The following is a 21,028-nucleotide window of genomic DNA, read 5'->3' on the forward strand; positions in this document are numbered from 1 at the left end:
TGTTCGAATCGCTCCGGGCGCACCAGAACTTTCAAGGGGTTGGCAGGCCATGCCAGCCCTTTTTTTGGATCAGCCGCATGGGGGACCACCCCTGTGCCGTTTCCCTGTGCCTTGGGACGTGAACGCAGGCGAAAAACCGAGCGAAGAAGGGAAAAAGCGCGATTGCGCTCCGATTCCGCTCCAGACCGCCAGCCCTGCATCACGACCCCGTGCGCATCTCGCCGGTCCTCTCCCTGTCTCCATTTGTCCCCACAGGCTGATGCGCGGCCGAGGCGCAACAAGCCAGTCCCGACAGGCCAACGTCGAATCGGTCCCGCAGCGCCCGTTACCGTTTGGCGCGAAGTGCCTGGAGAAACGGCACGAGCCGCGCGGGGGACATGCGCAGCAGGACATCGTCTCGCACGACAAAGTGGTGCTTAAACGCCGCGCCGATATGCAGGAGCACCGTCACGGCCAGGATGCCGGCCAAGGTCCCGTGAAGCTCTTCCAGGAAGGGGAGCTGCCCGGCCGTGATCCCCAAGTCTGCCGCAAAGGGCAGATCAGGGATCCGAAAGAGCCCGAAAAAAAGGCTTTTGTGCGTGGAAAGCGTGTAGACCATCCAGCCGGACAGGGGTTGCAGAATAAGCAGGACATAGAGCAGCCCGTGGACAAGGCCGACAACGGCGATTTCCCAGGGACGCAGGGTGGCCGGCAAGGCTGGGGCAGGGTGCGCGGCGCGCACGGAGAGTCGCCACAGCGTCAGGATCAACACCACGATCCCCATCGATTTATGCACACCAAAGAAGCTATCGAGGGCTTGTCCCGGGGACAGCAAGCCGCTTGTCAGCGTCCAACCGGAAATCAACAGTGCAAGGACAAGCGCAGCCGTTGTCCAATGGAGAAATTTTTGGGCTGGAGCATAGGATTCCACGTCGGCGGCTCGGTGCATCGCGTTCCTCCTCTGTCTTATGGACAAGGCCCCCACGCCAGACGCCAGTGTTCGCTTGAAGCAGCAAAGGCAAGCTCCCCAAAGCGGACGCTCACAATATCGGCGGCACGAAGACGCCAGGGTCCGGCCTGTCTTATCCCGGCTTGCTGGACTCCGATATTGGCCTTGGCAACAGCCTTCTACAAAGCCAAGTTGAATTCTCTTAAAATGTCAGTATTCTCCAAGGCCTCGCCACGAATATAATTATAGACGTTTCTCTCGTGGATGGTTTGCAGAAATATCGGCCTGGTCTCAATCTGGGCTACGGGCGCTTTGTCGTAGATGGCCGGATGATCGACCCAAAAAACCGTGTGGGGCGGCCTGTTTCGTTCCAGAAGACTGACAAAGGCATTGGTCACGTCACGAAAATCGTACACGGTCCCCTTGCAATATTGCAGTCCGTTTGGAAAGTTTATGTACAGTTCCGATTCCGGCAACTCCTTGGAGGCCATGAGCCCGGCGACCACCTTGTGCAGCGTGCCTACGAATTTCTCGGACAGGGCGTCGTCGTTGTCCAGGCGCGTGGTCAGAAAATAGTCCGTGTCGGGGAACAGGTCGGCGAGCGTGCGGCGCACCTGCGGCATGATGGTCTCGAAAGCACCGCAATAAAGCGGCACAAAATTCGTGTACCCCTCAAGGGCCTTTACGATGCGCCGAAAGGGAGCCGGGGTTTTTTCGTCAAAAAGGACCAGCCAGGTAAAGTCCTGGCACTCCTGCCGCTGCAGCGACGGCAGACAGAAGGCGCGAAACAACTCGAAGCGTTCGGACAGCCAGGACGGACTGAGCCGAAAATCAAAGACCGCACGATTGATGTGCACATTAAAGCGCGTGATGATGCAATGCCTAAAAGACATGGACGCTCCGTCAACCTGACCTGATCCGATACACCTGTCGTCGTCCGGGACTGGCCTGCAAGGCAGCGCCAGAGGAAGCCACCGGCACTGTCGGATGGCAGCATCCCCTCCCCCGAAGCGCACGATCCGGTGCACCCGCCGTGATACAGCCTACACCCCTTTCTCCAAAAAGTCATTGCAGACTGTCTGCGTCGACAATCTGCCCCCTGGTCGTAGGCGCTGTCGTCGGTCCGCATACAGATGGTCCGGATCCGAAATGCGGCCGGATGCGACGGGACAAAGAAGCGGATTTCCGACCCGGGAGAACTGACGCGGCCCTGCAACGGACGGGCCGTAGCGTCGCCCCTGTTCCTTCTATTTATACATTGACAAAACGACGACGACATTGAAAAAAAGTCCTAACGCTTATTTTTTTTGTATTGCCGTACGTCGCGTTATGTCATGGAACTTCTTTCGTATTTTACGAAACGGCCCCAAATGCCCGGGAGGAGACATGCGTTTGTGGAAAATGTGCTGCCTGTTGCTGACTCTGGCTTTCATGACCGGCTGCGGTAAATCCCTGCAAACAGCCCACGAACTCGCCGCTCCCAATCTGTACAAGGACGCCGCCTACGAAAACGCCAGCCAGTCCGGGCCAAGCGTGATGGTGCTCCCCGGGCGGGTCGCCTGCGCCAGCTACGAGTTCCTGGCCCAGGTCAAGCCGGACAACCTGCGTGAATTTGGCGAGCTGGAACTCGGCAAGGCCAACTTCAAGGTTGTGGACCAAAACTCGATGGCCAATATCTACCAGGAAATCGCCGTGGCCGCGAATCTGGGCGACGGCTCCGTGGCCAAGCGCTTTGGCAAACACAAGATCACCCCGCCGCAGTGGCTGGTCATCTTCGATGTGACCGATGTCCAGTCCCAGACCACGGCCTTTTCCTTCACCGACAAAAATTCCGCCAACTTCGCCGGCGCCCTGATGGGCGGCATGCTGGGCGGCTCCTCCGGCGCCCAGCTGGGCCAGGGCGTCATCGGCTCCATCAACTCGGCCAAGGAACAACGCCAGTGGAACATCACCCTGCAATACCGCATCCTGGACGGCGAAACCGGACAGCAATTGCAGCAGGGCAGCCTGACCGAACAGGCCTCGCTCAATAACGAGCTCAAGGGATTTTTGGGCGTGGACGCAGCCCAGGCCGGCGGTCTGGCTCTCAGCACCGTGGCCCAGCGCCTGATCCAGAAGGCTGTGGCCGAAATCGACAAGCAGTACAAACTGCCGGCCATGGCCCAGGCCGAGACCAAGACCGCGCACAAACCCGGTGCGGGCAAGGCGGCCAAGGCCGGCAAGGCGGAACGGCTGGCCAGCGCCCACGCCGCCTCCACCCCGGACAAGCCTGAAATCGTCTGCACCTCGAAAAACCTGGGCACATTCGCCTGCCAGATCCCGGCCCAGTGGTCCATGGGCACGCCCCCCAGGGCCGTGGAGGTGGCCGTGGCCCAAAAACCGGAACTGGGCCGGCTGCTGGAAAGCTCCAGCCGGGGCGACAAATCCAGCCTGATCGATTCCATCGTCGCCTTCGACATCCTGCGGACCGCCGGCCCCCTGGTCACGCTGAGCGAACCGGGTTCCCCCCTGGCCAAGGTGGGTCAGGCCATGGCCCTGTCCGGCGGCGACCTGGAAGGACGGGTCTTTATCCTGCCGGGCGCGGCCGGACAGCTGCCGCCCGAAAAGCTGGCCGCAGCCGTCCTGGGACACCTGCGCAACGCCGTCGTGGTCGAACCCCTAGGGGTCGAGACCGTGGCCGCCAAGGATGGGCAGCGTTCCGTTGCCGTGTTTAAGTACATCAAGGTGGAACGGCACAAGGAACTCAAGGAAAAACCCGACTATGACCGGGATGCCAAGGATGAGTACACGCTGACCTCCATCCCGCATTATCATAATATGGCCATGGCCATCGTCCCCAAGGGCAACGACCTGCTGTTGGTGATCGTCATTGCGCCGGAAGGAAAATTCCTGCCGCAGCTCGAAGGTGTGAAGCGACTGGTGGCCTCGGCCTCCTAACGGCCCCAAAAACGCAGACAGGCAGGCGGCCCGGGGGCGAATCTTCGCCCCCGGGCCGCTTTTTGCGATTCGGGCCACAGGTCCGGGCTTTCTTGCCAGGGCTTTCAAGGTGCGCTAGCTTGGCATACCGTTTGCTAAGCTTTTTTGGCCTGATGCACTGGCGGCTGGCTTCCCTGCCGCTCCAGTTGTCGGAAGCCTGACCGGAGTCCCATGTTTTTCAGGAGAGAACCACGCCATGTCCACGTCTTTGCCGCATTCGCCGGACAGCAGTCCTTCCCGGCCCCTGCCGGATGACGCCAAAACAGCCTTCCTGATCGAACGGTTGCTTCGCTTGGCCGGCCGAGGGCTCGGCGCGTCTGCGGCGGTCACCGCCCTGCTCGGGGATGTGGTCGATACCCTGCGCATTTTGGAAGAAGCCGGACGGCTCGATCAGGCCGGCGCCCTGGCTGCGGCGGCCAAGAACCTGCGGACCGCCACCCGGGACCTGGATCTGGTGCGGGCCAAAATTTTTGCCGGGCTTGGCAACCCGTTGGCGGCAAAAGAAGCCCTGAAAGAGGAATTGCGGTACTTCCCGGACAACGAACCGGCCCGGGCCATGCTCGCCGCCCTGGAAGCCGGGATGCCGGGCGGCATTCCGGAGCTTGATCCTGATCTGGCCGCAATCCTGCCGATCATTCAGCCGTACACCATGGTCGGCCTGCCCCGCCTGGCCTCGTTGTTTTACTTGGCCAAACGGGCCTGCCAGAGGGATATCCCTGGGGATTTCGCCGAATGCGGCGTGGCCGCCGGCGGGACCAGCGCCCTGCTGGCCTATGCGATCAAACAGTACAGCCAACGCCCCAGACGGCTGTACTGCTTCGACACCTTCTCGGGCATGCCCGATCCGAGTCCGCAGGACCTGCACGCCGGCCAGGAGGCCAATGCCACGGGCTGGGGAGCCGGCACCTGCGCCGCGCCCGAGGCCAGCCTGCGCGAAGTCTGCCGCCGCCTCGGGGTGGAAGACCTCATTGCCCCGTTTCCCGGCTTGTTCAAGGACACGCTGCCAGTCGTCGCGCCGACCATGACCGGTCTGGCCCTGCTGCATATGGATGGGGACTGGTACGAATCCACCCGGGACATCCTGGTCAACCTCTACGATCTGGTGGCCGCAGACGCCCTGATCCAGGTGGATGACTACGGCTATTGGGAAGGATGCGACCAGGCCTTGGCCGAATTTTTTGCCAAGCGGCAGGAGCACATGGCCTTGCGGCGCATTCCCGGCGGCGTGGGCGCCGTCCTGGCCAAGTCCGGGACCAAACGGTCAGGCAGCTAAATGACGCCGCACCGGCCACACCACCCGCCCGAGGCGAACACGAAGCGTTGGCTGCTCAATCTCGGCTGCGGCGGCACGCACCACCCGGCGTGGACGAACATCGATTTCACCCCGATGCCGCCGGATGTGTTGGGCTACGACCTGGGTCGGGAAATTCCGTTTCCGGACAACACCTTTCAGGCTGTCTATCATTCCCACCTCCTGGAGCATCTGCCCAAGCGAACGGCCCCCCTGTTTTTGGCGCAATGCTTGCGGGTGTTGCAGCCGGGAGGCGTGTTGCGCCTGGCCGTGCCAGACCTGGAAGGCATTGCCCGGGCCTATCTGGCGACCGTGGACGGGCTGGAACACGGCCAGCCGGAAGCCGAAGACCGGCATGCCTGGATGGTGGTGGAACTGGTTGACCAGCTGACGCGGCATGTTTCGGGCGGCGAGATGCTGCAGTTTTGGCGGCAGCAACCGATGCCGGCCCAGGACTTTGTCCTGTCCCGCATTGGGGCCGAGGCCCGCCCGGCCATGGCTGCGGCCAAGGACCTGCCCCCCTCGCCGGATCCCGCCCTGGCCACGCCCGAGGCAATCGGACAATTTCGGCGTTCCGGCGAGTGCCACCTGTGGATGTACGATCGGTTTTCCTTGCGCCGGCTGTTGGAGGAGACGGGATTTACCGATATTCGCGTCGTTCCCGCGTCGGTCTCCGACATTCCCGATTTTGCCGACTATCAGCTCGACGTCGAAGCCGACGGCCGGACCCGCAAGCCGGATTCACTGTTTATGGAGGCCCGCAAACCGGACGCGCCGGACGCGCCGGGCCTGCGGGTGGCGCAGTACTGCATGCAGCATACCGGCGGGGCCGGCAGCGCCGCCCTGCGGCTGCACCAGGGCTTGCAAGCCATCGCGGCCAACACCTTTCTCTACGTCTCCAAGAGCGCCCAGCCCTGTCCCGGCGTCGCCGTCATCCCGGCCGCGCCGGGACAGGCCCTGACCCGGGACGAGACCGGACAAAGCCTCATCCACGCCCAATGGCCGGCCTTTCTCCAGCGCAACAAGGCCCTGCTGGCCCACTATCCGCAGCGCCCGCCGTATCTTGAAATGTTTTCCGGGTCCGAGACTGCCGGGCGCATATCCGATATTCCCGCCATGGAATTGACGGACATCCACCACCTGCACTGGATCGGCGGCACAGTGGATATTTGCGGCGACACGGCCTTTCTCAAGGGCCGGCCCCTGGTGTGGACCCTGCACGACATGCACCCCATAACCGGCGGCTGCCACTACGCCGGTTCCTGTCGGGGCTTCGAACGCCATTGCGGCAGCTGCCCCCAGCTGGGTTCCTCCGACGACGCCGACCATTCCCGTCGGGAATGGCTGCGGAAAAAGGCCGCCTACCGGGAACTGGACATCACCGTTGTCTGCCCCAGCCGCTGGCTGGCCCAAGAGGTGCAAAAAAGCAGTCTTCTTGGCAAAAAACCCGTCCACGTCATCCCCAACGGCGTGCCCACGGATGTTTTCAAGCCCTTGCAGCGCACCCTGATCCGCCAGCATCTGGGTCTCGGGGCTGAGGACTTTGTCCTCATTTTTGGCGCGGACGCCATGGCCACGCGCCGCAAAGGCCTGGCCGAACTGCTCGCCGCCCTGCACCAGCTCAGCGCCGGCAACAACGCTTCCCGGCTCGTCCTGTTGACTTTCGGTTCGCATGAAGGCCTGGACCCGGCAGCGCTGCCCTGTCGCAGCCTCAACCTGGGACGGCTGGGCACGCCCATGGAACTGGCCCTGGCCTACAACGCGGCGGACTGCCTGCTTGTCCCGTCCCTGGAAGACAATCTGCCAAACGTGGTGCTGGAGGCCATGGCCTGCGGCGTCCCGGTGGCCGGCTTCGCCACCGGAGGGATTCCTGACATGGTGGAAGACGGCACAACCGGCCGGCTGGCCCCCACCGGAGACGCCCAGGCGCTGGCCCGGTGCATTGCCGACCTGCGCGACCTGCCGGCCAGGCAGCAGGCGCTTTGCCGTCTCCAGTGCCGGGAAACCGTCCTGTCCCGCTTCACGCTCATGGCCCAGGCCCGGGCCTACAGCGACCTGTACCGTCGCGTGCTGGAAGCGCGGCGCTGATTGCCGGCCTCACGCCTCAGGAGACACGCATGCTCATGCCCTTTCCCGGAGCGGTCCGGGGAAAAAAATCCAGCCTCCCGGCCCCGACCCCCGTTGTCGGGCCGGGCTCCTTCGGACCGCTCGCCTGGCCGACCTGGCGGGATTTTTCCCAATTGGCCCAGGCCTATGCGGAAGAGCTCTATGGCTATCCCATCGATGTGCGCCGCAGCGCCATGCCATGCCTGCAGGAATTGCTGTGTTACGCCTTCATCCGCCAAAATGTGCCGGGCGGCGCACGCCTCCTGGCGGTCGGAGGCGGCCGGTCCCGGGTGCTGGCCGCCTTGGCCCCGGACTACGAGTGCTGGTGCATTGATGCCTTTGACGGCGTCGGCGGCAGCGCCGCAGCCATGCCCTTGGGCTATGGCTACAAGATGCTTGCGGACGCCATGGGCCACGGCAATCCGCTGTTGCCGGCGGCCTCCTTTGATTTTGTCTTCTCCATCGCCGGCCCGGGACACCGCCGCCCGGAGTCGGAGAGTGCCCTGCGCTCGGTCTTTGAGGACATGAGGCGGGTGGCCAAGCCCGGTTCCTACGCCCTTTACTGCCTGGACTATGTCCGCCGGGAAGGGACTTCTTCCGCCGGCGAGGGAGCGCGCCTGTATCGCGCCGCTTCGGAGTTCTTTGAGCCTGTCACGGCATTTACAGCGGTTGAAGACATCTATTCGACGCGCCTGTATGCCCTGCCGGAGAAACCGTACAACGAATTCGTGCTTCCGGTGACCCGACAAAAAATGTCCGATTTCGGCGATATTTTTTCCTGCAATGCCTTGTTCCAGACGCCGCAAGCCGCACCCCGGCCGCACCATATCCCTTCAGGCCCGCACCCCCTGTCGGTGTCGGTTCCTGAAAAGCGGCTTCCCCGCCTCCATCTGGTCACACCGTGCCACAATGACCGGGCCTTCATCGAGCACACCATTTCGAGTGTTGTCAGCCAGAAAGGCCATTTTTATCTCCACTACCACGTAGAGGACGGCGGCTCGACCGACGGCACACCGGACCTGCTACGCCAATGGGAGCAGGATATTGCCAGCGGCGCCAGCCCCATCCGGTGCGCCGGCATCGCCTTTTCCTGGGACAGCGCCCCTGATGTCGGCCGGTATGACGCCCTGAACCACGTGCTGGCCAGACAGGCGGCGGATGAGGACTTTGTCGGCTGGCTCGCTGCCGACGCCTTCCTCATCCCCGGCGCGTTGGCCGCCGTAGCCGAAGTTGCCGCCCTGTGTCCGAATGTCGAATGGGTCCTGGGCCAGGGGCTTTTTATCCGGGAAAACGGCGAGGTGGAGCAATACGATCCCGAGACGCGCTACCCGCGCGAAGTGGCGGCGGCCGGCCTGTGCGACGGGCAGCTCTGGCAGTCCATCCCCCAGGCCGGGACCTTCTGGCGCGCCGCCCTCTGGCGTCGGGCGGGAGGCTTCGACCCCCGCCTCGCCGACGCCGCCGCGTGGGACCTGTGGCGGCGTTTTGCCGACGCCGCCGTGCCCTTTCAAATCCTGGCCCCGCTGGGAGCCTGCCTCCAACGAGAGGGCCGGACAGCCGACGCCGCCACGGCCTCCCGGGAGGCAATCGACCGCCTGCTCCCCGCCGGGGAACGCCGCGCCCGCCTGGAAGCCTTGCAACACAGCGGCCGGATGACGGTTCGCTGCATCGAGCCGTCGCCCGCCGGGGAACTGCGCAACCTGACCGCGCCCGAGGGCCGCCAGCCCCAGTCAGGCAAGGACTTTTTCGCCGACATGTACGGCAACCGCGAGGCCTTGCGGACCTTTTGCCGGCAACGCAGCCGGGAGCTGGCCGGCCGGGGAGACTGCGGGACGCCGCTTTTTTCCGTGGTCACGCCCTCGTACAATCAGGCCCAATACATTGAAGAGACCATCATGGCCGCGCTGCTCCAGGGCGAGGACCGGTTTGAACATATCATCATGGACGGCGGATCCACGGACGGCACCGTGGAGCTTCTGGCGCACTATCCCCATCTGCAATGGACCTCGGAAAAAGACCGCGGCCAGACCCATGCCCTGAACAAGGCCCTGGCCCTGGCCCGGGGCGACATCGTTGCCTGGATCAATTCCGACGACTATTACACGCCAAACGCGTTTGCCGCTGTCGCCAACGCCTTTTCCGCTCCCGGCGTGACCATGGCCCTGGGCGGTTGCCTGTGGATCTACGAAGGGACAGACAACGTCAGGCTCGTTCCCGGGCGAACTATTGGATTCCAAGAGATGATTCGCTATTGGAACGATCTGACGCCGCCGCCCCAGCCAGCCCTTTTTTTCCGTCGCAGTTTACTTGACGCTGTTGGTTACTTCGATGAAAATTTACATCTGACTATGGATTATGACTTCTGGCTCAGGACAACCGGACAAGGCGAGCGCATCATTGGCCTTGAGGCGTTACTGGCCATCTATCGTTTCCACGGCGGCTCCAAGAGCGGGAATCAGGATGACTGGCGTCCATTTTATGCCGAATGGCACCACTGTTACCAGCGGTATCGATCATTTGCCGCAGCCTTGCCGCCAAGCCCGTTGCTCACGGTGGCGCTTCCCTGGGGAGTGCCGTCGTTTGATCAAGAACGTCGCGTGCGGGATTTTCTCGAACGGGCCACTGGCGACAAGTTTCGGGACATGGAAGTGCTCATCGTCGCCGATGCCCAACATCCAGTGCCTGACTCGTTGCTCCGCGATCTGCCCGTTCCGGGACGGATCGTTTGTGCTGCCACGGTTACTCCAGAAATTTTCCTGCGTCAGGCCTACGGGTCCGCGCGCGGGGCCATCATTTGGTTTCCTTCCCTGCATGAAACTCTTGAAAACAAGTGGTTCATGCGACCGTTGAATCTGCTGTTAGATGACAAGGACAGGCCTTACGCCGACGTGCCTGCCGCCATCGGCCCGGCCAGCCACAGCTTTTTGCCGGAGAAAAGCGCCATAACCTGCCAGAGATTTTATCGATTGGCATGATTGCAGCATTGCTGTCTGCAGGCTGTCCTCTGAGGAGAATTCCACGTTATGCCGGATTCTGCCAAGTCACCAAACGGACAATTGAAACTTTCCGTCATTATCCCGACCTGCAACCGGGCCGACATCATCGTCGAGAACCTCCGTTGCCTGTCGCGGCAACTGTTGCCGGCGGACCACTACGAAGTCCTGGTTGGCGACGACGCCTCTGCCGACGATACCTTTGCCCGCCTGCAGGGGGAACGCACGCCCTATGCCTTGCGTCTGTTCCGCATGGATGAGCGCAGCGGTCCGGGCAAGGTCAGGAATCGGCTCATTGCCGAGGCAAAGGCCGAAAAACTGGTTATTTTAAATGACGACGCCCTGCTTGCGGCCAGCGGTCTGGCCATGCACGAGGAAGTGCTGGAGATGACGCGCGGCCGCAATATCGCGGTGCTGGGCAAATTTTCCTTTCCTGAGGATTTTCAGCAGACGGTCATGGGGTGCCTGCTCGAACACACCAATCTCTCCTTTCGCTATCCGCTCATGGAACCGCATTCCCTTTACGGAGCCATGGGGTTTTATTCCTGCAATCTCGGCATCTATAAATCCGCAGTGGTCGAGGCGGGCGGCTTTGACGAAGGTTTGCCCGGAACAGGGGCCGAAGACATCGAGCTTGGCGATCGGCTGGCCAAGCGCGGCCATATGGTGCTTTACATCGACGAGTGTCTGGCCATCCATGAGCACCGGCTCACCATCCACGATTTCTGCCGCGCCCAGATCGGCCGGGGAGCCGGAGGGGTCCTTCGCCCCTTCAACCAACCCGAACTGGTCTTTCATTACGACGACATCGACCCGGACGCCCTGGCGCGTCTTCGCCAGGAGCTGCCCAAGGCCCAGGCGGCCGTCACGGCCCTGGCCGATGCGGTCCACGCCCTCCATCTGCGCTCCAGGCCCGATGCCTCCATCGTCCTTGGGACGGAGATCCCCTGGCGCGATGAACCGTTGCGCTACAGCTCCCACACCCTGTGGCGTCTGGACGCCGCCGGCATGGCCAAGGAAGCCCAGCAAGCCCTGCGTGAGGTCACAAGCCTGCACTTGCTCAAAAAATTGAAGCCGCAGGCGCTTGGCGCGCTGTTTCAGGTTTGCTCTTTGCTCAAATGGTATTACGACACGATTGGCGTGGCACAGTCGCCCTGGATCGATGCCTTTGCCGCTGACACGCCGCGCCGGAAGCTGTCCCGGGGCTAGACCCGCCGTTCGCGTGGTTGTTGCCGTCCGGGACTGCCAAAGGGCAACACGGTGCATTGGCCGCTTGACGCACAGCCAACAGACAGGTGTTAGCTGCGTCCGACATGCGGCAGCGGCCCGGAGGCGTGCGATCAGTGCCCCCTCCTCCCGGCCAGGAACACGGGGAAAGCGGTGTCCTGTTGTTTGTCAAAAACTTGACCAACCCTGCCCGGAATGCATGCGCGGCACGTGGCGCAAAATTTGCTTCTCAAAATTATGACCCAATTCCCCACGACATACACCCTTGAGACCGTGCTTGGCTGCAACCTCCGCTGCCCGGAATGCGCCGTTGGCGGCGGGCTGGTCAAGCGCAAGTACGGCCAGATGCGCCTGGAGCAGTACCTGACGCTGGCGGAGAAAATCCGTCCCTATGTACAGTATCTGTACCTGCACTTGTGGGGTGAACCGCTCCTGAACAAAAATATTTTCGCCATGCTGCGCCACGCCGGCCAGTTCACCCGCACCAATATCAGCACCAATGCCAATCAGTTTGACAAGACAACGGCCAAGGACCTGATCCAAAGCGGCGTTTCGGACATCATTGTCTCCATCGACGGGGTCACCCAGGCCGTCTACGAAAAATATCGCCGTCGCGGCGATGTGAGCAAAGCCATCCGGGGCCTGTTTTGGCTCGCCAAATACAATGCCGGCCGGGCAACGCCGGCAACCATCACGCCGCAATTCATCGTCTTCGAGCACAATCAGCACGAACAAGAGGCCTTTGCCCGGCTCTGTGCGGAAATCGGCCTGACGCCCAGTTTCAAGGCCCCGTACCTCCGACCGGGCTCAATGCTCAAGGCCACGGGCCTGCCCGGCCTGACCCGCGTGGCCGCCACGGATCCCCAGGCCCGTTGCCAGGCCATGCGGGCCTGTCCCAATGTGCGCGACGTGCTGACCGTGCACCTCGACGGCCGGGTCGTGGCCTGCTGCTATGACCACAACGGGGCCACTGGTTTTGGGAATCTCTACGAGCAGAGCCTGGAGGAGATCTGGCTCTCGCCTGGCTACCGGGAGTTCCGTCAGCGGGTCCTCGACGGGCGTCCGGACGCCTTTTGCACCCAGGAGTGCCTGCTCTACTAGCCCTGCCGGAAGAAAGGCGCTCTTACGGCGTGAAACAAGGCCCGCGCTCCAAGCGCCTGCCTCGGATCCGCATCCTCCCGTCGGGCTGCACCGTAGCCTTGCGGCCCCATCGCCGTCAGAGCATACAACCGTCTCCGAGACGCAGACTCTCGGGCCGAAGAAGGATGGACACGCCCCAATGAAAATCAACCTGTGCAGCGGCTCTGTCCGCCTTCCCGGCTGGGTGAATGTGGACATCCAGGGCGCGGACGTGAACATCGATCTGGAACGTGACCTCCTGCCTTTCCCGGACGCTTGCGCCCAGACGGTGGTCTGCATCTCGGCCCTGAACTACTTCACCCGTGCCCGCGCCCTGACCATCGTGCAGGAGGTGCTCCGCATCCTGGTCCCAAACGGGATATTGCGAATCGGGGTACAGGATTTGCGCATCCTGGCCCGCAGCTACCTGGAAAATGATGCGTCCTTCTGGGCGCAGACCCTGGCCGACGGCAGTCCGCGTTTCCCCGGGCCGACTTTTGCCGACAAGCTCAATGGTTTTTTTTACGGCTTCCCTGCCCATGGGAAGGCCTGTAAATATGTCTACGATGCCGATTCCCTCGCTTATTTGCTGGCGGAGGCGGGCTATACCCAAATTGCGCCGCGCGCCTACCGCCAAAGCGTCATTCCCGAGGTGGAGAGCATCGATAACCGGCCCGAGCAGATGTTTTTCATGGAAGCCAGCAAACCCCAGGCCGGACTGCTGGACAGCGCCCGGGAACTTGCCGCTGCCGGGCGCAATGAGCCGGCCTGGCAGATGGTGCTGGCCGCCATGGACCTTGATCCCGGAGACGTCCAGGCACGCAAGGCAGCCGCCACCGTCGCCCTGGAAACCGGGCAGCCGGAACAGGCTCAAAAGGCTCTGGAGGGCATGCCCGCCAATCCCGCCCTGGACAGGCTGCGCCAGTCCGCAGCCCGCCTGGCCACATTCAAGGCCGCCAAGGCCCAGCCTTTGTTGTCCAAAAAACAGCTCGACGCCCTGGACGACAGGCCGGGCCTGGTTCTTGACGACTTGTCCCACCTCCAGGCCGCTATGGGCTGGCTGGCGCACGCCCGCAGCGTCAGTCGGGACCGGGGCGTGCCCGCTGTCTACCACCTGACCCGGCAGGCCTGGGATGTCTCCTACCCGGAAACCACCGGCTATTTTATTGCCACATCCCTGGCCTACGCCCGCCTGACCGGCGATGCCGCCTGGACTGACGCCGCGCGCGACATGGGGTTGTGGGAAATCGACATTCAGTCCCCAGGCGGCGGCGCCGGCGAACCCGTTGGCGTGGTCCTGCCCAAGCCCCGGGTCTTTAATACCGGACAGGTGATGCTTGGCTGGCTGGCCTTGTGGAACGCGACCCAGGAGCGGGAGTTTCTGGACGCAGCCGTGCGCGCGGGGGACTTTGTCCTCAGGAACCAGGATCCGGACGGCGCATGGCGGCGCTACGTGTACCAGGGGCCGCGGGCGTATAAAATGCGGGTGGCCTGGGCGCTGTTGGAACTTTTCGATGCCTGCGGCGAACGACGCTTCCGCGACGGGGCGGCCAAGGCGCTGCACTGGGCGCTGCTTCAAGCGCATCCGGATGGCTGGTTCGCCCAAAACAGCCTCAGCGCGCCGGACAAGCCCTGGACGCATTTGATCGGTTACGCGCTGGTGGGGCTGGCCCAGGCCCTGCGGACCAAGGACGCGCCGTTGGACCGTGAGCCGACCCTGGCGCTGCTCGACCAGGCTGCGGCGCATCTATGCCGGCGCGTGGAAGCCATGAGCGCGGATGGATCGCTGGAGCGCCTTCGCGGCCTGCCCGGGACCTTCGGTCCCGGTTGGCAGAGTGCGGATTGCTGGAGTGCGGTGACTGGCAACGCCCAGCTGGCCCATTTTCTCCTGATCATGGACGCGCTGGGGCGCGATCCGGCCTGTCGCAGCGCGGCCGACGCACTGGTGACCCAGTGCAAGCGCACCCAGTTCCTGGGTACGGGAGATCCGGCCCTGGACGGCGGCCTGCCCGGCAGCACCCCCGTCGGCGGCGGCTACTGCGCCTATCAGATCCCCAACTGGGGCGTGAAATTTTTCGCCGACTGCTTCCTGGCCCGCGCCGGGTACGACAGGCCCGGCAATTGCCTGGGATAAGACGGACCGCAAGGAGGATGGGGTGGAACACGCCAAGATGCAGTGCAGGACGCCTTTCCCGTGTCCGGCCGAGGCCCTGGCCGACCCGGGCCGGGGACTCGGTCTGGCCCGGACCCTGTGGAGCCGCAACCGGCGGGAAATGGCCCTGGACGTCTATGACCAGCTCGCCCAGGCCCATCCCGGGTACGCCGTGCCCTTGCTGGCCGAGGCCTATGACCGCATGCGCGAAATCGATCCGCCCACCCGGTACACCTTGTACCAGTCGCGCTTTTTCGACTTTGCCATTGCCCCGGGCGACACTGTGCTCGATATCGGCAGCGGGCACATGCCATTCCCCCTGTCCACGCACCTGGCCGACATTTCCCTGACCGACGGCCAGGTCGGTCGGGCCGGAGCAGCCTTTCGCCACGTGGACGGCAAGCCGGCCTACGAAGTCCGGGTGGAAAACACCGGCTTCGCCGACAAACAGTTCGACTTCGTCTACTGTTCCCACGTGTTGGAGCATGTCAGCGATCCGACCGCCGCCTGTCGGGAACTGATGCGCATCGCCAAACGCGGCTATATCGAGACTCCCACCAAGGGCAAGGACACCCTGATGGGCAGCGCCCGCGTCTCCAACCACCGCTGGCATGTGGAGCGCCTGGGGGAGACGCTGGTTTTTACGGAGTATGAAGCGCGGGATCTGGCCGGCTTTGGCGTGGACATCCTCATGAACATGCACATCAACCCCAGGACAGACCGGGAAAAAGCCTTCTCGGCCCTGATCTGGCTGCGCGCCGACCAATGCAACACCATGCTGGCCTGGGACGGCAGCTTCGACTTCGAGGTGCGCCGGCCGGCCGCCGCGCCCCGGTCAGTCCACTGCGCGACAACGACGCCGCCCCGCCCGGCCCCGGAACCAATGCCGGAGGCGCCGCAGGCGCCGCGCCCGTTGCGCCTGATGCAGGTGCACACGTTTTACGCCGACTATCTCCATGCCTTTTATTCCCGACGCCCAGGCCTGGCGTACGCTCCCTATGCCGAACAGGTCGCGGCCCTGCGCAGCGACGGATTTAGCGCCGTGCATCTGCTGGCCGAACACCTGGGGCCTCTCGGCTACGAGGCCCAGCTGGTGGTGGCCAACAATCTGGCCGCCCAACATGCCTGGGCCTTTGAGCAGGGTCTGGCCGACCACAGACGGGGTCCTTCCCAGGAGGACATTCTCCTGGCCCAGGTGGAGGCCTTTGCCCCGGACGTGCTGTATTTATCCGACCCGATCACCTTTGACGCGGGCTTCGTGCGCAAACTTTCGCCCCGGCCCCGGCTGGTGGTGGGCTGGCGCGCGGCCAACATCCCCCATACCTGGGACGCCACGGAATTCGACCTGATCCTGTCCAACCTGGCGGGACTGCGGGACAAGGCCCTGGCAATGGGAGCGCGCGACGCCGCCCATTTCCACCCCGGCTTTCCGGAATCCCTGTTGGCCGCCGTGAAAGACCAGGAGCCTACCCACGACGTGTGCTTCTGCGGCCAAATAAACGCCAGCCAGTACCGCAGCCGCAACGCCCGCCTCCATCTGTTGGCCAATGGCTGCGCCCAGGGACGCTTTGGGCTGCGCCTGAACCTTTCCGGCCACCTGGAGGCGGCAACGCCGCTGTTGCGGGCCGCCAATACCGGTCCCTGCTTCGGCCTGGACATGTACCGGGCCTTGCGCTCCGGGCGCATCGTGTTTGACGCCCGGGGCGACATCGGCCTGCTTGGCCCCGATGGCGCGGCGCACGATCTGGCCGGCCGCCAAACCGCCAACATGCGGATCTTCGAGACAACCGGCGTGGGGGCCTTCCTGCTGACCGAGCATTTTGACAATGTCGAGGAGTATTTCCAGCCGGGCCGCGAGATCGAGACCTATGCCGACGACCGTGAGCTGCTGGAGAAAATCGACTATTACCTCAAGCACGAGGACCAACGTCTGGAAATCGCGGCCAGGGGCCTTGCGCGCTGCAGAAAACAGCATTCCATCCGGGCGCGCGCCAGGGATTTCGACGCCCTGATCCGGGAACGCCTGGTTGCTTCTCCGGGCGAAAGCCAAACGGCCCTCTTTGCTGCGCGGCCATCGCCGGAATTCGTTACCGCCAAGGCCGCTGTGCTGACGCAAAAATTGGAACGCCTGGCCTTCCTGGGGTCGGTTCCGGAAGATGCGGTGCGCCGGCTGCTCGGAGACATCACGCCCGTCACCAAGGCCTTGCTCCAGGCCGACGCCTTCCAGGCCGCCCTGGCCCTGACCGGCGCAGCCAAAGCCTTGCAGGTTCCGGTCAACAACCTCGAGTTCCTGCGCGCCCTGGCCTTCCTTGCCCTGGACGAACGCGCATCGGCCCGGGAAGCGCTCACGGAGGAACTGCGCCTGTTCCCCGACAATGCCGAGGCCAGGGCCATGCTGCTGGCCCTGGCTGAAGAGCCCATGGCCTGAAGCGCGCGGGTTGACGGCCTGAGACGGCAGACCGGCGGGGCTTGGCCTTTTGTCTTGCGCTATTGGGCGTTTAGGCTGTCGAACCAGTCCTTCTGGTCGAGGACGCCAAAGAGAAACGTCCCCCTATGGTCGGCGCGGTCCCCGGCGTACACGGCCTCGGCCGGAGCTGCGCCGACCGCCTGGGCATAGTCCACCGGAAGCGTGGCCACGTAGGGGGGCATGACTTCGTCGATCTTGCCGTAATAATAGCGGCTGGGCGTCCTGTACCGCCAGCGGTAGGCCTGATTGTCCTGGAGCCGGCGGTAGAACCGGCTGTCGCTCATGGAGCTTTCGGCGGCAAATTCCGGCCGCAGCAACGCCCCGACCGTTCCGGGCAACGTCTTGGAAGCCTGCTCCCAGTCGATCTTGTTCGCATAAAGGTCCTTGGCGGTCTGCCAATACACATCCTTGATGGCCGCCCGGCTCAGGCCCGGCAGATCGTAGTAGTGTTCGTAGGCAAAAATAAACAGCAGCGGCGTGCCTGGAAGCCAGGCGGCGTCCAGCGACGTCGGGTTGTTGAGCCAGCGGGTCAGCAACAGATACAGATCGCTTGGCGTGCTGGCCGTGGCTGCGGCCTTGACCGGAATATCCAGAATTTCGAGCTTGTGGCGAAACTGCATCGTGGCCCAGGCCCCCTGGGACCAACCGCTGAGAAAAAGGCCTTGCTGCGTGAGTCCCAGGTCCGAACAGACCACGCGGGACGCGAACAGCATGTCCAGACAGGCTTGCGCCGTGACGTCCCTGACCATGTAGCTGTCCGGCTCCGGGGAATCGCCTTTGCCGACGTAGTCTGCGCCGATGACAATATACCCCTGCCCGGCGAACCGGGCGATCATGAGCCGCGTTTCCATGGACTCCTCGGGATGCGAGGGCACGGCCGTTTTCGTGAACACGGTGCCGTGCTGGTAGGAAACGACCGGCAGGGTCTTTTGGGCCGTCTGCGGCACGGCAATCAGGCCGCTCGCCGTCGTCGGTCTGTTGCCCAGTTCCGGGATCACGGTTTCATAAATGACCTTGTAGAGGCTGACGGCATTTTTCGCCGGCGGATAGCTGATCTTGAAGGCACTGAAGTCCGCCAGTTCCCCGGTCAGGATCGTATTGAGCCGCTCGACGCTGTACTCGCCAAGGTGTTCGTAGCGGACCGAGGGTTGGCCAGGGGGCAGGGGCGCGGCCAGGGCGGAAAACGACAGAATGGTGAAAAGCACCCCCAGGGCCAGGGCAACACGTCGCATAAACGCTCCTTGGCGGCCGTTGCGGCCACGGTTGTCGGCAACAATGCAGGCCAAATTTTGTACCATGACCAGACGCGGGGTCGGGCCTCGCCGTCACAGACCGTTCCGGTAGGGCTCATGACGACTGCGAGGCGGCGCCGTTGTGCGTCCCCTGCCTTCCGGGATACAGGAACGCATCGGCCTCTTTGATGGTGTCGTCAATGGATTTTCCCACAGCAAAGGGTGCGACTCCTCAAGGTGTTGGACGAGCACCGCCCGCCTGCCAGGCCTCGCTCCAGAAGTCTGCAGTGGCACGTTGTTCCCAATGCGAAAGGACTCCCGACTTTTTGCCCTCCCCGGGCATGTTTTGTGGCGAAAAAAACGGGAGATAGCCCCCATAGCCCCTTGAATGCCATACTGTTTCGACTTTTGAACGATCGCTTCGGAAGCGGTAAAACAATATGGCCTTCACTGGTTCCTGCCAAGAGACAGGCGTATCCCTGCGGCCAACAAACCACCATGCTGCCATCAGGCAGGCAAAGACTCTTTGGCGTCCCTGCCAAGGTGTTCTTGGAAACGACCGACTGGCAAAGACATGCACGGTTATTCCAAAATAACCAGTGTACGGGGTGTACCTTTTCGCTCCCCCTGCCCTTCATTCCGTCTATTTGGCCCATGTTGCGTACGCTGCTTGACAGCTGCGCATCAGAAAGAGTAAAAAAATAAACAAATTTTATGGTTCCATTGGCGTGTGTAACAAACTGATATTGCAACAGTCTTACATATGGAGGTCGTCGTGAGAACGTCCATCCCAATGTTGGCAAATGATGTCAGGATATTGCATGCATTGCGGCAGTGGCTGTGCAAAATTGTCATGCTGTCGACATGCCTCCTGGGCTGCTGCGTCATCCTGGCCGGCGACGCATACGGTCAGACGCGGCCGCGGTTCCACGTCAAAAACAATTGCGCCCGGGACGGGGTGCTTGTCTTCAACGCCGGACAAGCCGGCAGCATGCCGGTCACGCAATGGGGAACCACGTTTGGCCCGACGACCACCATCAGCGGCATCGTCTACAGCAGCACGCGGATTCCGGCAGGCCAGACCGCCACCTTCAACCTCCCCCTGGCCGGCGCGGTCAGCGGCAACATGGTGCTGGCCTACGGGTGTCCCGAGGGCAGCACCGGCCTCGACGGCCAATGCCTCATCAACTTTCAGGACACCACAAGTCATACCATTCCCGAGATCACGGCCGGCTGCGCCTACGTCACGAACACCGGGCTGTGCAATGGAAACCCTGGCGCGCCCATTCCGAGCCAGCCCGGCCAATACTATCCAATCGCCCCGCAAGACTCCATCGACGTCTCGGCAGTCAACGGCTACACGTTGCCGGTCTATTTTAACGTAACAAACGCCAATCACACCGATTTCCAATACGGCGATCGATCCGCCATCGACACCAGCATGCTGGATCTGGCCAGTTGCGCCAAGGAATACGGATACAACGGGGACAAACCGCAAACTATTGGTTTGGTCAGCGAAGACAAGACCATATACCCGTCGACCTATGCGCTGCTCAACAACCCGGCCTACAAAAGCGGCATCAGCATGACCACCATGATGACCAAGGTCGATCCCCTCGACAACCAGTCCAAGTCGTTCTTTCTGAGTTGCAGCCATCCGAAATTCTGGCTGACCAGCAACAGCATCGGCAATCCTCCCAACCCTCAGATCATGGCCCAAAACGCCGATGCCGACACCTCGGTAACGCCTCCCAAGGACAAGCTCCCGCCCAACACCGTGGACTGGTACGGTTGCTCCAATCACGGCAACCAACCCATCTGCGTCGACAGCAGTACGGAATGCACCTGCACCTATCCAGGCTGCCGGGGCGCGCAATGCTCCAAGGGCATCATGGGCAACTACCGCAATTTGTCCGTGGTTTACACAAACTACGTCAGGACGCTCAAGGAGACGCGATACCTTGCCTACACCTGGTCCTATGACGACGCCCAGGGCGGTTTCGGCGTCGCCTGGAACACCGACCGCAGCGCCCCTGACGCAGCGCTTCCGGACTATCAGGTGACGTTTTGCCCGGACGGCGGCGACCCCATCCTGCCGTCGCAGAAATGGGCCTACAGCGCTTCCGCCGGCAATTGCGTGGCCGACAACGCCGGGACCTATGCCTCCTATCACGAGTGCCTGACCACGGATGCGACCCCCAAGGCCCAGTTCTATGTCGTGCCGGACGTCATCCTGGGCTTCCCCAACGCGAGCATCCCCAATCGGACCTTCAACTATTGCGTCTGGAACGGCGCAGGCCTGACCGGAGCGACCGGCCCCATGGACTACACCGTGTGCGCGGCCCAGACCTACCCCGCGTCCATGCCCAACGCCATGGCTCCGGAATTCCTGTTGCTGACCAACCAATAACGCGCCGTTTTCGTCCAAAGACCCCGGATGCGGTCAAGTCAGCTGGCTGCAGCGCCCACACCGCATCCGGGGTTTTCGACAGATTTCCCGTCCCCTTCATGATGGCCTTTTGGCGGAAAACCTGAGCGCC

The 21,028-nt window shown here is 62.9% G+C and carries 12 protein-coding genes; 9 read left to right on the forward strand and 3 right to left on the reverse strand.

Going from position 1 to position 21,028, the window contains the following annotated elements; translation table 11 throughout:
- Positions 1-325: 325 nt before the first annotated feature.
- Entirely contained in the window at positions 326-928 is a 603-nt protein-coding gene (locus tag NY78_RS06945; protein WP_047960069.1) for a cytochrome b, read from the reverse strand.
- 179 nt (positions 929-1,107) lie between these two features.
- Complete coding sequence (locus NY78_RS06950) at positions 1,108-1,821, reverse strand: glycosyltransferase (protein ID WP_043633570.1); 714 nt, start codon at positions 1,819-1,821, stop codon at positions 1,108-1,110.
- Between the two features lie 493 nt (positions 1,822-2,314).
- Here NY78_RS06950 and NY78_RS06955 point away from each other — a divergent pair, with 493 nt between their 5' ends.
- From NY78_RS06955 to NY78_RS25220, 8 genes are all read left to right on the forward strand, one after another.
- On the forward strand, positions 2,315-3,865 hold the full coding sequence (locus NY78_RS06955; protein WP_043633573.1) for a hypothetical protein: 1,551 nt from the start codon (positions 2,315-2,317) through the stop codon (positions 3,863-3,865).
- A gap of 235 nt (positions 3,866-4,100) precedes the next feature.
- On the forward strand, positions 4,101-5,177 hold the full coding sequence (locus NY78_RS06960) for a TylF/MycF/NovP-related O-methyltransferase (protein WP_053062148.1): 1,077 nt from the start codon (positions 4,101-4,103) through the stop codon (positions 5,175-5,177).
- Positions 5,178-7,283: a glycosyltransferase gene (locus NY78_RS06965; protein WP_047960070.1), complete on the forward strand. Its 2,106-nt coding sequence runs from the start codon at positions 5,178-5,180 to the stop codon at positions 7,281-7,283.
- A 29-nt stretch (positions 7,284-7,312) separates the two neighbouring features.
- Positions 7,313-10,273 (forward strand): glycosyltransferase, encoded by a 2,961-nt coding sequence (locus NY78_RS23015; RefSeq protein ID WP_053062149.1) that lies wholly within the window; start codon positions 7,313-7,315, stop codon positions 10,271-10,273.
- Between the two features lie 48 nt (positions 10,274-10,321).
- A complete protein-coding gene (locus NY78_RS06975; RefSeq protein ID WP_043633576.1) occupies positions 10,322-11,500 on the forward strand; it encodes a glycosyltransferase family 2 protein in 1,179 nt (392 codons plus the stop codon).
- Between the two features lie 240 nt (positions 11,501-11,740).
- A complete protein-coding gene (locus NY78_RS06980; RefSeq protein WP_197084214.1) occupies positions 11,741-12,619 on the forward strand; it encodes a radical SAM/SPASM domain-containing protein in 879 nt (292 codons plus the stop codon).
- A gap of 178 nt (positions 12,620-12,797) precedes the next feature.
- Positions 12,798-14,771: a hypothetical protein gene (locus NY78_RS06985; protein WP_043633582.1), complete on the forward strand. Its 1,974-nt coding sequence runs from the start codon at positions 12,798-12,800 to the stop codon at positions 14,769-14,771.
- Positions 14,772-14,793: 22 nt separating this feature from the next.
- On the forward strand, positions 14,794-17,217 hold the full coding sequence (locus tag NY78_RS25220) for a glycosyltransferase family protein (protein WP_053062150.1): 2,424 nt from the start codon (positions 14,794-14,796) through the stop codon (positions 17,215-17,217).
- A gap of 59 nt (positions 17,218-17,276) precedes the next feature.
- On the opposite strand, the gene NY78_RS06995 is transcribed toward NY78_RS25220, so the two are convergent.
- A complete protein-coding gene (locus NY78_RS06995) occupies positions 17,277-18,488 on the reverse strand; it encodes a hypothetical protein (RefSeq protein WP_043633585.1) in 1,212 nt (403 codons plus the stop codon).
- Positions 18,489-19,341: 853 nt separating this feature from the next.
- On the opposite strand from NY78_RS06995, the gene NY78_RS07000 reads away from it, so the two are divergent.
- The gene (locus NY78_RS07000; RefSeq protein ID WP_156180881.1) at positions 19,342-20,898 is read left to right on the forward strand and encodes a hypothetical protein; all 1,557 of its coding nucleotides are present in this window, start codon (positions 19,342-19,344) and stop codon (positions 20,896-20,898) included.
- The last annotated feature ends 130 nt before the right edge of the window (positions 20,899-21,028 follow it).

Origin of the sequence: Desulfovibrio sp. TomC (assembly GCF_000801335.2) — a bacterium.
In the GTDB taxonomy this organism is placed as follows: domain Bacteria; phylum Desulfobacterota; class Desulfovibrionia; order Desulfovibrionales; family Desulfovibrionaceae; genus Solidesulfovibrio.

Bases quoted from the DNA above. Each gene is read 5' to 3' on its own strand.
- NY78_RS06945 (WP_047960069.1), bottom strand. From the start codon at position 928: ATGCACCGAGCCGCCGACGTGGAATCCTATGCTCCAGCCCAAAAATTT.
- NY78_RS06950 (WP_043633570.1), bottom strand. From the start codon at position 1,821: ATGTCTTTTAGGCATTGCATCATCACGCGCTTTAATGTGCACATCAAT.
- NY78_RS06955 (WP_043633573.1), top strand. From the start codon at position 2,315: ATGCGTTTGTGGAAAATGTGCTGCCTGTTGCTGACTCTGGCTTTCATG.
- NY78_RS06960 (WP_053062148.1), top strand. From the start codon at position 4,101: ATGTCCACGTCTTTGCCGCATTCGCCGGACAGCAGTCCTTCCCGGCCC.
- NY78_RS06965 (WP_047960070.1), top strand. From the start codon at position 5,178: ATGACGCCGCACCGGCCACACCACCCGCCCGAGGCGAACACGAAGCGT.
- NY78_RS23015 (WP_053062149.1), top strand. From the start codon at position 7,313: ATGCTCATGCCCTTTCCCGGAGCGGTCCGGGGAAAAAAATCCAGCCTC.
- NY78_RS06975 (WP_043633576.1), top strand. From the start codon at position 10,322: ATGCCGGATTCTGCCAAGTCACCAAACGGACAATTGAAACTTTCCGTC.
- NY78_RS06985 (WP_043633582.1), top strand. From the start codon at position 12,798: ATGAAAATCAACCTGTGCAGCGGCTCTGTCCGCCTTCCCGGCTGGGTG.
- NY78_RS06995 (WP_043633585.1), bottom strand. From the start codon at position 18,488: ATGCGACGTGTTGCCCTGGCCCTGGGGGTGCTTTTCACCATTCTGTCG.
- NY78_RS07000 (WP_156180881.1), top strand. From the start codon at position 19,342: ATGCTGTCGACATGCCTCCTGGGCTGCTGCGTCATCCTGGCCGGCGAC.